This is a genomic window from Bacillus sp. F9_6S_D1_P_5 (assembly GCF_054823925.1).
Map to the genome: position 1 here is coordinate 309,230 of NZ_JBTREW010000003.1, position 11,660 is coordinate 320,889.

The window sequence follows — 11,660 nt, forward strand, 5'->3', positions numbered from 1 at the left end:
CTAGTTTTCTTTCAAATCAACAAAGAATTGTCCATTTTGAAAACTGCAATATAAAATTTGCGCGATATCGTTATAACCTAAGTTTTTTAATTTCCCAATAAGCCATTCATCTGTATGTTCAATCATTTGTAAATGACTCGATTGAATTTCTCCATCGATAATAAGAGGAAGAGTAAACTGCAATGCATCCTGTTCACCTTTTTGTTTTTGAAAGACAGATAACTTCCCAGATGGTTCTAAAATAGCGTATTCTACATCTCTTATATCTCCGACTCCCTGCTCCCTTAATTGCATCATTAAATCATCTATATTATATCGCTGGTTTCTCATCTTTTTTTCATCAATTTTTCCAGCATTAATAATAATCGCTGGTTCTCCTTCTATCAAATGCCGAAATCGTTGAAACTTTAATGAAATGACTGACAAAATGATTTGTATACACATAAGAAAGGTCATCGGAACTAATTGATGCCAAAGTGATTTGTCGGTATTTTCAATTGCTACTACAGCCATTTCACCAAGCATAATAAATACGACTAAATCTAATACACTTAATTCTCCAATTTCACGTTTACCCATAAGGCGAAAGATAATTAAAATGATAATATACAAAAGCATCGTCCGGCCAATTACCGATATCCATTCCATTTCTACATCTCCTTTTTCCATATAGACTCCCCTTTAAAAAAGAAACTAGTCTAACTTAGGCAAAAGGAAAATATGCTTGTATTAAAAAGGGGGAATGTATAAATGGATGGAACGAAAAAATTATCTACTGCAATCGGCTTCGGCATCGTTATCCTATTAATTCTCGCAACAGTTACTAGCATGATAATGGCTCTTTTATTAAAGTTTACAAATATGAATGAAGGGACGTTAGCTGTTGCTATTTTTATACTTGCTCTTTTATCTATGCTTATATCTGGGTTTACTGCCGGAAAAAAAGCAAAAGGAAAAGGTTGGCTAGTAGGCTTCACAACAGGACTTACATTCACTATACTCGTTTTTCTAGTTAACTATTTAGGCTTCTCTCAAACTTTATCGAACTCACAGTTACTTTATCAATTAGCATTAATAGGCGCGAGTACACTCGGTGGTATTTTCGGTGTAAATATGTCAAAACAAAACAACTAAAAAAGGCCCTGCACATTTCATGCAGGGCCTTCTTCATTAGTTTTTCACAACTTCACGAATCGCATTACGATCGAAAGTTAAATGTGAACCACCAGATTTAATAACGATTTTCGTATCATCTACTGATTCGATTGTACCGTGTAAACCACCGATTGTTACGATAGCATCACCTTTTGCTAACTCACTTTGCATTTGAGCAACTGCTTTTTGACGCTTTTGTTGCGGGCGAATTAATAAGAAATAGAAAATCGCAAACATCGCAACGATCATAACGATATTCATCATACCTGGATTCATCTTTTGTTCCTCCTTTTAAATTATGTATTAGAAGTTTTTAGCATTCGGTTTATTAAAGCCATACTGTTCAAAGAATTCTTCGCGGAAATCGCCAAGACGGTCTTCACGAATAGCTTGTCTCACCTGCTCCATTAAGTTTAACAGAAAATGAAGGTTGTGATAAGACGTTAAACGAATTCCGAACGTTTCATCACATTTCATTAAGTGACGAATGTACGCACGAGAGTAATTTTTACATGTATAGCAATCACAATTTGGATCAAGCGGACCGAAGTCTCTTGCGAATTTCGCATTTTTCACAACAAGGCGACCTTCACTTGTCATACATGTACCATTTCGAGCGATACGAGTTGGAAGTACGCAGTCAAACATATCAATACCACGAATTGCACCATCGATTAATGAGTCAGGAGAACCTACTCCCATTAAGTAACGTGGCTTATTATCTGGAAGAAGTGGTGTTGTAAACTCAAGTACACGGTTCATAATATCTTTCGGCTCACCTACAGATAAACCACCTACAGCGTAACCAGGGAAATCCATTGAAACAAGGTCTTTTGCACTTTGACGACGAAGCTCTTCGAACTCTCCGCCTTGTACAATACCGAATAAACCTTGATCTTGTGGGCGCTCATGCGCTTTTAAACAACGTTCTGCCCAGCGGCTTGTACGTTCTACAGATTTCTTCATATATTCAAAAGTAGCCGGGAATGGTGGACACTCATCAAATGCCATCATAATATCTGAACCTAATGCATTTTGAATTTCCATCGCTTTTTCTGGTGATAAGAATAATTTATCTCCATTTAAGTGGTTACGGAAATGAACGCCTTCCTCTTCAATACGACGGAAGTCACTTAAACTGAATACTTGGAAACCACCAGAGTCCGTTAAGATTGCACGATCCCAGTTCATAAATTTATGCAAGCCGCCTGCTTCACGAATGATTTCGTGACCTGGACGTAACCATAAATGATACGTATTACTTAAAATAATGCCAGAATCCATTGCTTTTAATTCTTCTGGTGACATTGTCTTAACTGTTGCAAGTGTACCAACTGGCATAAATGTTGGTGTATCAAATGAACCGTGCGGCGTATGTACACGTCCTAAACGGGCACCTGTTTGTTTACAAGTTTTAATAAATTCATAACGAATTGCTGTCATAATTTACTCCTTTTATTTGTTTCCCATCTTAGCGTGAGATGCAACGAACATTGCATCACCGAAGCTAAAGAAACGATATTTTTCTTTTACTGCTTCATTATAAGCATGAAGTACATTATCTCTGTTTGCAAATGCACTTACAAGCATAATTAATGTTGATTTCGGTAAATGGAAGTTTGTAATCAAACCATCAATTGCTTTAAATTCATAACCTGGGTACATAAAAATGTCTGTCCAGCCAGAAGCAGCACAAAGCTTGCCATCGTGATCTGTCGCAATTGTTTCTAACGTACGAGTTGAAGTCGTACCTACCGTAATAATACGTCCACCATTCTCTTTCACACGGTTTAATAATGCCGCTGTCTCTTCAGACATATGGTAATATTCTGCGTGCATATGGTGTTCTTCAATCGTATCAGCAGAAACTGGTCTAAATGTTCCAAGCCCTACGTGAAGTGTGATGAAAGCTAACTCCACGCCTTTTTGTTTTAACTTCTCCAGTAACTCTTCTGTAAAGTGAAGTCCTGCAGTCGGCGCTGCTGCTGAACCGACCTCTTTCGCATATACTGTTTGATAGCGATCGCGATCTTCTAGCGTCTCTTTAATATATGGAGGAAGTGGCATTTCTCCAAGTTCATCTAAAATTTCATAGAAGATGCCGTCATATGAAAATTCAAGCTGACGTCCACCTTGATCTGCAGTTCCTGTGCAAGTTGCTTTTAATTTCCCTTCGCCAAAAGAGATAACAGTTCCTTCTTTTACACGTTTCGCTGGCTTAACAAGCGTTTCCCACTTATCGCCTTCTTCTTGTTTTAAAAGAAGTACTTCAATGTGTGCGCCTGTATCTTCTTTCACACCATGCAAACGAGCGGGCATTACTTTCGTTTCATTTAAAACTAAGCAATCCCCCTCATGTAAGTAAGAAAGAATATCCGTAAAATGTTTATGCTCAATATCACCTGTTTCACGGTCTAACATCATTAATCTTGATGTTTCACGGTCTTCTAATGGGACTTGTGCAATAAGTTCTTCTGGTAAATGAAAATCAAACAGATTAATATCCATAACTATATCCACCTATTTCTTATTTAAATCGATTTATTATATACATAATAAAAGATAATACAATACTTAACACAATACATGTAATGATAGGAAAATAAAAGGTAACGTTTCCTTTTTTCACAAAAATATCGCCTGGAAGTCTTCCAATGAACTTCCAAGCTAATCCAACAACGATGAGCAAGATACCTGCTGTAATAAGCAATTTTGGCATCTCCGTCATAATTTTGGCATCTCCATTCCGAAATGCTCATATGCAAGTGGCGTTACGATTCGGCCCCTTGGCGTTCGTTGTAAAAAGCCAATTTGTAATAAATACGGCTCATACACATCTTCAATCGTATGAGATTCTTCTCCGATCGTTGCCGAAACCGTTTCTAACCCGACTGGACCACCGCGGAATTTCTCAATAATACCAAGCAATAATTTATGATCGATATGATCTAGGCCTAATTTATCTACTTGCAGTAGTTCTAACGCCATTTGTGTAATTTCCATCGTAACTGTTCCGTTACCACGAACTTGCGCGAAATCACGTACACGTCGTAATAAACGATTTGCAATACGAGGTGTACCACGAGCACGTCTTGCAATTTCTAGTGCGGCTAACGAATCAATTTCAACTTCAAATACTTCTGCTGTGCGTTCAACAATCTCAGAAAGCTGATCTACTGTGTAATATTCTAATCTTGAAAGTACACCGAAACGGTCACGAAGTGGCGCTGATAATGCTCCCGCACGTGTCGTTGCTCCAACTAATGTAAATGGCGGTAAATCTAAACGTACAGACCGTGCTGACGGTCCTTTTCCAATTACAATATCAAGGCAAAAATCTTCCATCGCAGGATATAGCACTTCTTCAATCGATCTATGCAAACGATGAATCTCATCAATAAATAATACATCCCCTGGCTGAAGCGCTGTTAATACGGCTGCTAAATCTCCTGGCCTTTCAATTGCTGGACCTGAAGTTGTTCTCACATTTACGCCCATTTCATTAGCAATAATATTCGCAAGCGTCGTTTTACCAAGCCCTGGCGGTCCATATAGAAGCACGTGATCTAACGTTTCTTCACGCATTTTCGCTGCTTCAATAAACACTTCTAAATTATGTTTCGCTTTATCTTGGCCAATATACTGACGGAGCGTCTGTGGCCGTAATGAATATTCTAAATCCGCATCTTCATATGCAGATTCCCCTGAAAGGAGACGTTCGTCCATTATACTCACCTCTTACCATTTAGTAAAAGACTAAGTGCCTTTTTAATATACTGATCCGTCGTTAATGATTCTTTTAATAACTCTGGTACAACGCGAGAAACTTCTCTTTCTGCGTATCCAAGTGCGCGCAGAGCTTCCAGCGCCTCATCAAGCTCAGCTGATGAACCTTTCTTCTCATCAAAACGTTCTGTATCTGAGAATAAATCAACAAATGCATCTGGCACGACATCTGCTAATTTTCCTTTTAAATCTAAAATCATTTGGCGCGCTGTTTTCTTTCCGACGCCCGGGAATTTCACTAAAAACTTCTCATCTTCATGTTCAATTGCTTGAACGACCTGCCCTGTTTGACCAGAAGCTAATATTGCAAGAGCGCCTTTTGGCCCAATACCAGACACACCTAACAACTTTGTAAATAATAAACGCTCTTCACGTGTTTTAAACCCGTAAAGCGCCATAATATCTTCTCTCACATAATGATATGTATAGACACGGATTTCTTGCTTACTTCTTTGAAATACATACGGATTCGGTGTGAAAATTTGATAACCAATTCCATTATGATCAATTACGACATATTCCGGTCCTACATACTCCACGTAACCTGTAACATATTCAAACAAAATACGATCTCTCCCTCTTAAATCATGTATTCCATTTTAACATATTTAATGATAGAAAAGCGAGACTACCCCAACAAATGTTCTCTATTTGAAACTTCTGTTATTTTCCATTGACAGAAAGCATGAACCACCTTAATATACAGAGGTCGATAATGATTATCAATACTAATTAAAGGGGTTACATCAGGATGAAACAGAAGCTATTTATTTTATGTACTATTATGCTAGTTGTTCTTTCTATCGTTGGCTGTTCTTCTCAAAAAGAAGAATCAAAAGCGAAAGAACAACCGAAAACAAAAGTTGTAAAACACGCTAAAGGGGAAGCGACAATTCCAGTAAATCCAAAGAGAATTGTTGACTTATCTGGATCAACAGAAGAATTATTACTTCTTGGACACAAACCTGTTGGTACAGCAAACACATATAAAGATAAAATCCAAAATCACTTAACAGAAAAATTAGATGGCGTAAAAGCAGTAGGTTGGTACTGGGCACCTAAAGTTGATTTAGAAGCTGTTACTGCTTTAAAACCAGACTTAATTATTTTAAATAATCGTCAATTGAAGATTTATGATCAATTAGAAAAGGTTGCACCGACAGTTGTTTTAGAAACAAACTTAGAAGACTGGCGCGGTAAGTTTAAAGAAGTAGGCAAACTATTTGACGAAGAAAAGAAAGCAGACAAATGGATTGCAGACTACGATAAAAAAGCAGACTCTTTATCTAAAAAAATTAAAGAAAAAACAAAAGATGAGAACTTTATGTTCGTCGCAGTTACACCACAAAACTTCCGCGTATACGGTAGCTTCGGATACGGTGACATCATCTTTAATGACTTAAAACTTCCAGCAACAAAAGGTACAGATTTAAAACAAACGATGGCGCAAGTATCGCTAGAAGGTCTTGTTGCATTCCAACCTGATCAAATGTTTATTGTAAACTTTGGCGGCGAAGCTGATAAAGTTTACGAAGACTACAAAAACAGTGCCGTTTGGAAAGACAATAAAGCTGTGAAAAACAATCATGTATATGAAGTATCCAATGAAATCTTCAATACGAAAGCATTCAATCCAATCGGAAAAGACATGCTAATTGATGAAATCGCAAAACAAATTTTGGATAAAAATAAGTAAGAAAAAAGCAGCTCACCATGAGCTGCTTTTTTTCTTGTTTTGCACTGCATATTGCTTCATTTTTTCAATCGTCCTCACAAAACCTTCTTTTGATTTAATACGAATACCACGCTTCAATTTCGCACGCTCATAACTCTCAAGCTTTTTCATATCAATTTGGAAGAAGGAGTGAATCGCATTATCACTTTTCGGTACACCTTTAAAAATTTGTAATATCCCTTCCTCTGACACACCAAAATAACCGCTCGTCTTTAATAACGGAGAAATATCATCAACTTTCTTTTGTAATACAATTTGTACATCATCACGATCAACAAGCTGCCATTCTTTATATTGCTGCAAAAACTTTTCTAAGTCTGCCACTTTTTCTGTAAATATTTCCTCACTTACTTCTCCATCAACATACATTCGCTCTAATAAAATTGTAACTTCCGGCTCTTTTTCTGTTACTTCTGGTACTGGACCTTCCGCCTTCACATTTGTTTCATAAACGAAACAAAACATCATAACGAAAGCTTGCATCGCAATCAGTATCCATCTCATTTCCGTTCACCTCTTTTAGGCAAGATCAAACTTTCATTAGTAGTTTTTCCGGAAATGGAGGTTTTATCCCTAATTCATAGATTACTCTCATTAAGACTTATAGAGTCCAATGATTTCTACCTATTTCAAAACGTATTGATTACGTGAAAACTTTTTTATACCTTTATTTGATTGTACCGTTGCTATATAAACCCCAATTAATACGATTATCATCTCAACTATTTGTTGCCACGTAACAGCTGCTCCATACAATATAACTGATATACCAGTAGCCACAATAGGGGTTAGATTTAAATACATACTAGCTTTGCTTGCACCTAGTTCTTCAACCCCTTTATTAAACACGATATATCCAACTAACGTCCCGCATACGACCATATACAACATTTCTATCCATCCCTGTAAAGAGAGCGTTGCAACCTTTCCCCACCCATCTTCATATAGAGAAAGGCCTGCTAAAAACACAGTACCCAATACCGTCATACTCATTGTTGTTAACAAAGGGGAGATACCATTCATAACCTTTTTTCCTGTTAAGCTATATAAAACCCCACAGGTTAAAGCAGCTATAAATAAAAGATCTCCCTTATTAAATGACAAAGACATAAGTATATTCATTGAACCACCCGTAATAACCACTATTACACCGACAAGGGACAAACTTAAACTTATTCCGACTTTTATACTCCAAGACTCTTTAAAAAACATTATTGCTCCCAATGTTACAAAAACGGGCATTGTAGCAATAATAAGCGAGCCATTCAGAGTGGAAGTATAGTTAAGTCCCATAAAGAAAAAAACATTGTAGCCAAAAATACCTGTTAATGATACAAATAACAGTCCTTTCCAATTCTTTAATAACAAACTTGTATTCCACTCAGATTTCATAAACACGATGCCTATTAAAATACAACCCGCTAAACCAAAACGAATTGTTGCCGCAGTAATCGGTGGAATTTCAGTAATAACATGCTCTGCTGTTGCAAAAGATCCACCCCAAAATAACGGAACAAGCAACATAATGACATACATACGATTTATTCTGTTCATTTTTATTACCCCTTTCACGTAAACAGGTTTAAAAGTTTAAACTTATTTACGTGTTAGTTAAAAAAAATTAATAATTTGATTCTATTGCTTGAAGTAAATCCTTCACCTGTTTTAAAAATTCTCCAGCTATTATAGAATAAAAAATTTCTTTTCCATTTCGATCCGCTACAATTAGTTCTGCTTGTCTTAAAATTTTCAAATGATGCGAAACAGCCGGTCTAGAAATCCCCATTTTATCTGTTATTTGCGTTACATTCATCTGTTTATTTTCTAATAACAGCATAATAATTTGCTGACGATTCTCATCTCCCAACGCCTGAAATATAGGGGTTACGACCTGAAATTTCTCTAATACAACTTCTGTATTTCTACATTCAAAGTTCTCCATATCCTATTCATCCCAACCTTTTATATCTAAAAAACATGTAATATATTACCATTAAATAGTAACTCTTTCATATACACTTGTAAATAACTTTATTTTCCGACTTTTATTCCAATAAAAAAGGGAAGCTTGGATTTCTCCATTCTTCCCATTACATTCATATAAAATGAAAGACGCCTGCAAAGCAGGCGTCTTGATGCGTTTACGGCGAGAGACCAGGCGACCACATTCGCGTGTTTAGCACTTAAGCATATCTCTCGTCTTACGTAAATTAGCTCATCGCTTTGCTAATATAACATTAATAACGTATAAGTGCAACATGTTTATAAAAATATTTTATTTCCTCTTTCATCCAAACAAATTATATGTAAATTATAAATTGATAAATGTAATATATATGTTACAATTGATGTGACAGCGAAATCATAATAAACAGGAGATGGATATTGTGAAAAAAATAAAGGATGAACGTCTCATTCTACAAACATTAAAAAACATACGCATCGCTTTTCTTTTTCAATCACTCGGTATAATTGGCATTTTAGGCTATATTGGATTAACTGAAGGAATGGATCAAATTACGAAATCTCCATTATGGCTATTATTTATACTCACGAGTATTGTGCTTTCTTATTTACAGTTAAGCGTTTCTATCGATGTAGAAGAAAGCGAAAAGGAAATAAAATTAACTCCTTATTACAAAATTGTTTTACGTTCTCTTATTGTAGGAATCGTTATGGCTATTATTTATATTATTTTCAGTCCAGAAAGACCTCTCTTTGAAGCTATTTTAACAGGTGGTATTCTCTTTATATGCTTTTTAGGTTCTTATTCCGTTAGTTATTTTATAAAAAAACGTCGTTTACAAGACGACGATGAATAAAGAGGAAAGGCTAGCCCTTCCTCTTTTGTTTTACTATCGCATAGTACCAGTTAAACCGTAACGGATGTCTCGGAACATATTTGTTATGTCACGGTTGAAATCGTTTGTAACTGTACCGTTACGCAGTCGTGTACTCATTGCATCGACACGTGTAAACATGTCATTTCTTACAGAAACATATACGTTTCTGTTTCCAACTTCATTTGCAACAGCTTGACGAACTTCATTTGCAAGCGCTGTTTCATTCGATACTGGATTACGTGGTTTTACCGCAATCGCCACATCGTTTCCATATACAACTGTAGACACACGGTCTACGTTATTCATACGTTTCACACGATTTGTTATTTTTTCTGCTGTTTTACCATCATTGTTAATGTATGAATTGTTCATTGTAATATTACGTGTTGGATGCGGATTAGCAATTTGACCGTTGTAATTTACATCGCGGTAATAATTGTTATATCCTGTACCGTTATGACCATTTCTATATGTTACATAATCTGTATAGCGATCATTACGCGTTACATTATCACGATACTGGTGTGTATCATTATAAGATGTACGCTCGTAATTGTAGTTACGTCCATCCATTGCATTGTTATCTTTTGGTGTACCACATGCAGCTAATGCACTGGTAACTAACAAAGAAGCAGCAATCACTTTTACTTTCGTATTCAATACAAAAACCCCCTCTGTTAGAATGAACTTCTCTTCTGAAAAGCTCCCTCTTATGATGAGTAACAGAGAAGGTTTTTACACTGTTAATATTTCACTGGGGATTTTCTAACATTTGATATAAATCTTCCATTTCCGGAACAACTCTACATACAAAAAAGGTGGGAATAATCCCACCTTTTTTAAACTTCTTCTTCATCCTCTTCTTCTGAAACTGGCTCCCCAAATACATTTGGTGGATCTGGTTGATAATACATCGTTCCTGGCTGTGGTGCATATGCCGATTGAGTTGGTTGATAATATAAAGGATTCGCGTATTGTGGTCCTCCAGGTTGCGGACTATATAGCCTACTCTCACCTCCGCACCCACAATCTTCCTCTCCTTGCACGAGCGGTGGCATATTATTATCCATTGGCATCATATTTGGATTTGGCATAGACGTATATTGCGGTCCAAACGGTGCTCCTTGCTGATACGGCATCTGATATGGATTTGGTGGTTGATGATACGGATTCGGCGGCATCATAGGCTGTTGGTATGGCATTTGATATGGCATCATATTCGGTGGTTGATTATTATCCATGATTGGCATCATATTCGGCATTTGATTATTATCCATGATTGGCATCATATTTGGCATTTGATTATTATCCATGATTGGCATCATATTTGGCATTTGATTATTATCCATGATTGGCATCATATTCGGCATTTGATTATTATCCATGATTGGCATCATATTCGGCATTTGGTTGTTATCCATGATCGGCATAATGTTGGGTATTGGGTTATTATCCATAATTGGCATTATATTTGGTGGTTGGTTATTATCCATGATTGGCATTATATTTGGTGGTTGGTTGTTATCCATGATTGGCATTATATTTGGTGGTTGGTTGTTATCCATGATTGGCATTATATTTGGTGGTTGGTTATTATCCATGATTGGCATTATATTTGGTGGTTGGTTATTATCCATGATTGGCATTATATTTGGTGGTTGGTTGTTATCCATGATTGGCATTATATTTGGTGGTTGGTTGTTATCCATGATTGGCATTATATTTGGTGGTTGGTTATTATCCATGATTGGCATTATATTTGGTGGTTGGTTATTGTCCATGATTGGCATGATGTTTGGCACTTGAATATTTGGCGGTATTACTTGTGGGATAACTACATTTTCTTTCGATACATTTGGTGACACGATATTTCCTACATTTTCTTTCTTCACTTGCGGCGATACGATGTTTCCTACATTTTCTTTCTTCACTTGCGGCGATACGATGTTTCCTACATTTTCTTTCTTCACTTGCGGCGATACGATATTTCCTACATTTTCTTTCTTCACTTGCGGTGACACGATATTTCCTACGTTTTCTTTCTTCACTTGCGGTGACACGATATTTCCTACATTTTCTTTCTTTACTTGCGGTGACACGATATTTCCTACATTTTCTTTCTTTACTTGCGGTGACACGAT

General features: G+C 36.5%; 14 protein-coding genes and 1 pseudogene. 3 read left to right on the forward strand and 12 right to left on the reverse strand.

Annotated features, from left to right (window positions below):
• Positions 1 to 648: a DUF421 domain-containing protein gene (locus tag ACUXEY_RS06370; RefSeq protein WP_071757223.1), complete on the reverse strand. Its 648-nt coding sequence runs from the start codon at positions 646 to 648 to the stop codon at positions 1 to 3.
• A gap of 102 nt (positions 649 to 750) precedes the next feature.
• On the opposite strand from ACUXEY_RS06370, the gene ACUXEY_RS06375 reads away from it, so the two are divergent.
• A complete protein-coding gene (locus ACUXEY_RS06375) occupies positions 751 to 1,134 on the forward strand; it encodes a TIGR04086 family membrane protein (protein WP_196471486.1) in 384 nt (127 codons plus the stop codon).
• A gap of 36 nt (positions 1,135 to 1,170) precedes the next feature.
• Here the strand turns inward: ACUXEY_RS06375 and yajC are convergent, their stop codons facing one another.
• The 6 genes from yajC to ruvA are packed head-to-tail and all read right to left on the reverse strand — an operon-like array spanning position 1,171 to position 5,504.
• Positions 1,171 to 1,431: a preprotein translocase subunit YajC gene (gene yajC / locus ACUXEY_RS06380; protein ID WP_048531388.1), complete on the reverse strand. Its 261-nt coding sequence runs from the start codon at positions 1,429 to 1,431 to the stop codon at positions 1,171 to 1,173.
• Positions 1,432 to 1,458: 27 nt separating this feature from the next.
• Positions 1,459 to 2,598: a tRNA guanosine(34) transglycosylase Tgt gene (gene tgt / locus ACUXEY_RS06385; protein WP_000125362.1), complete on the reverse strand. Its 1,140-nt coding sequence runs from the start codon at positions 2,596 to 2,598 to the stop codon at positions 1,459 to 1,461.
• Positions 2,599 to 2,610: 12 nt separating this feature from the next.
• A complete protein-coding gene (gene queA, locus ACUXEY_RS06390) occupies positions 2,611 to 3,663 on the reverse strand; it encodes a tRNA preQ1(34) S-adenosylmethionine ribosyltransferase-isomerase QueA (protein ID WP_461300307.1) in 1,053 nt (350 codons plus the stop codon).
• A 19-nt stretch (positions 3,664 to 3,682) separates the two neighbouring features.
• On the reverse strand, positions 3,683 to 3,883 hold the full coding sequence (locus tag ACUXEY_RS06395) for a DUF2905 domain-containing protein (RefSeq protein WP_000138162.1): 201 nt from the start codon (positions 3,881 to 3,883) through the stop codon (positions 3,683 to 3,685).
• Positions 3,880 to 4,881, reverse strand: a complete 1,002-nt coding sequence (gene ruvB / locus ACUXEY_RS06400; RefSeq protein WP_429600338.1) for a Holliday junction branch migration DNA helicase RuvB — start codon at positions 4,879 to 4,881, stop codon at positions 3,880 to 3,882. Before ruvB ends, ACUXEY_RS06395 begins: the two co-directional genes overlap by 4 nt.
• 5 nt (positions 4,882 to 4,886) lie before the next feature.
• Positions 4,887 to 5,504 (reverse strand): Holliday junction DNA helicase RuvA, encoded by a 618-nt coding sequence (gene ruvA / locus ACUXEY_RS06405; protein ID WP_000464511.1) that lies wholly within the window; start codon positions 5,502 to 5,504, stop codon positions 4,887 to 4,889.
• Between the two features lie 188 nt (positions 5,505 to 5,692).
• On the opposite strand from ruvA, the gene ACUXEY_RS06410 reads away from it, so the two are divergent.
• Positions 5,693 to 6,637, forward strand: a complete 945-nt coding sequence (locus tag ACUXEY_RS06410; RefSeq protein WP_166702892.1) for an iron-hydroxamate ABC transporter substrate-binding protein — start codon at positions 5,693 to 5,695, stop codon at positions 6,635 to 6,637.
• A 12-nt stretch (positions 6,638 to 6,649) separates the two neighbouring features.
• Here ACUXEY_RS06410 and ACUXEY_RS06415 read toward each other — a convergent pair whose 3' ends face one another.
• From ACUXEY_RS06415 to ACUXEY_RS06425, 3 genes are all read right to left on the reverse strand, one after another.
• Positions 6,650 to 7,180, reverse strand: coding sequence for a BofC C-terminal domain-containing protein (locus tag ACUXEY_RS06415; protein WP_166702893.1), 531 nt, complete (start codon positions 7,178 to 7,180; stop codon positions 6,650 to 6,652).
• A 120-nt stretch (positions 7,181 to 7,300) separates the two neighbouring features.
• Entirely contained in the window at positions 7,301 to 8,230 is a 930-nt protein-coding gene (locus tag ACUXEY_RS06420) for a DMT family transporter (RefSeq protein WP_461300308.1), read from the reverse strand.
• A gap of 67 nt (positions 8,231 to 8,297) precedes the next feature.
• Positions 8,298 to 8,618, reverse strand: a complete 321-nt coding sequence (locus tag ACUXEY_RS06425) for an ArsR/SmtB family transcription factor (RefSeq protein WP_000426921.1) — start codon at positions 8,616 to 8,618, stop codon at positions 8,298 to 8,300.
• A gap of 445 nt (positions 8,619 to 9,063) precedes the next feature.
• Between ACUXEY_RS06425 and ACUXEY_RS06430 the strand changes: the two genes are divergently transcribed.
• A complete protein-coding gene (locus tag ACUXEY_RS06430) occupies positions 9,064 to 9,498 on the forward strand; it encodes a branched-chain amino acid ABC transporter substrate-binding protein (RefSeq protein ID WP_141539409.1) in 435 nt (144 codons plus the stop codon).
• Between the two features lie 33 nt (positions 9,499 to 9,531).
• Here the strand turns inward: ACUXEY_RS06430 and ACUXEY_RS06435 are convergent, their stop codons facing one another.
• Together ACUXEY_RS06435 and exsA are read right to left on the reverse strand one after the other, a co-directional pair.
• Complete coding sequence (locus tag ACUXEY_RS06435; protein ID WP_461300309.1) at positions 9,532 to 10,179, reverse strand: YhcN/YlaJ family sporulation lipoprotein; 648 nt, start codon at positions 10,177 to 10,179, stop codon at positions 9,532 to 9,534.
• Between the two features lie 179 nt (positions 10,180 to 10,358).
• Positions 10,359 to 11,660 (reverse strand): annotated as a pseudogene (gene exsA, locus ACUXEY_RS06440) (spore coat assembly protein ExsA); the annotation flags it as partial.

What these genes read in the sequence shown, in the direction of transcription:
- ACUXEY_RS06370 (WP_071757223.1), bottom strand. Translation starts at nt 648, where the DNA reads ATGGAATGGATATCGGTAATTGGCCGGACGATGCTTTTGTATATTATC.
- ACUXEY_RS06375 (WP_196471486.1), top strand. Translation starts at nt 751, where the DNA reads ATGGATGGAACGAAAAAATTATCTACTGCAATCGGCTTCGGCATCGTT.
- yajC (WP_048531388.1), bottom strand. Translation starts at nt 1,431, where the DNA reads ATGAATCCAGGTATGATGAATATCGTTATGATCGTTGCGATGTTTGCG.
- tgt (WP_000125362.1), bottom strand. Translation starts at nt 2,598, where the DNA reads ATGACAGCAATTCGTTATGAATTTATTAAAACTTGTAAACAAACAGGT.
- queA (WP_461300307.1), bottom strand. Translation starts at nt 3,663, where the DNA reads ATGGATATTAATCTGTTTGATTTTCATTTACCAGAAGAACTTATTGCA.
- ACUXEY_RS06395 (WP_000138162.1), bottom strand. Translation starts at nt 3,883, where the DNA reads ATGACGGAGATGCCAAAATTGCTTATTACAGCAGGTATCTTGCTCATC.
- ruvB (WP_429600338.1), bottom strand. Translation starts at nt 4,881, where the DNA reads ATGGACGAACGTCTCCTTTCAGGGGAATCTGCATATGAAGATGCGGAT.
- ACUXEY_RS06410 (WP_166702892.1), top strand. Translation starts at nt 5,693, where the DNA reads ATGAAACAGAAGCTATTTATTTTATGTACTATTATGCTAGTTGTTCTT.
- ACUXEY_RS06415 (WP_166702893.1), bottom strand. Translation starts at nt 7,180, where the DNA reads ATGAGATGGATACTGATTGCGATGCAAGCTTTCGTTATGATGTTTTGT.
- ACUXEY_RS06420 (WP_461300308.1), bottom strand. Translation starts at nt 8,230, where the DNA reads ATGAACAGAATAAATCGTATGTATGTCATTATGTTGCTTGTTCCGTTA.
- ACUXEY_RS06425 (WP_000426921.1), bottom strand. Translation starts at nt 8,618, where the DNA reads ATGGAGAACTTTGAATGTAGAAATACAGAAGTTGTATTAGAGAAATTT.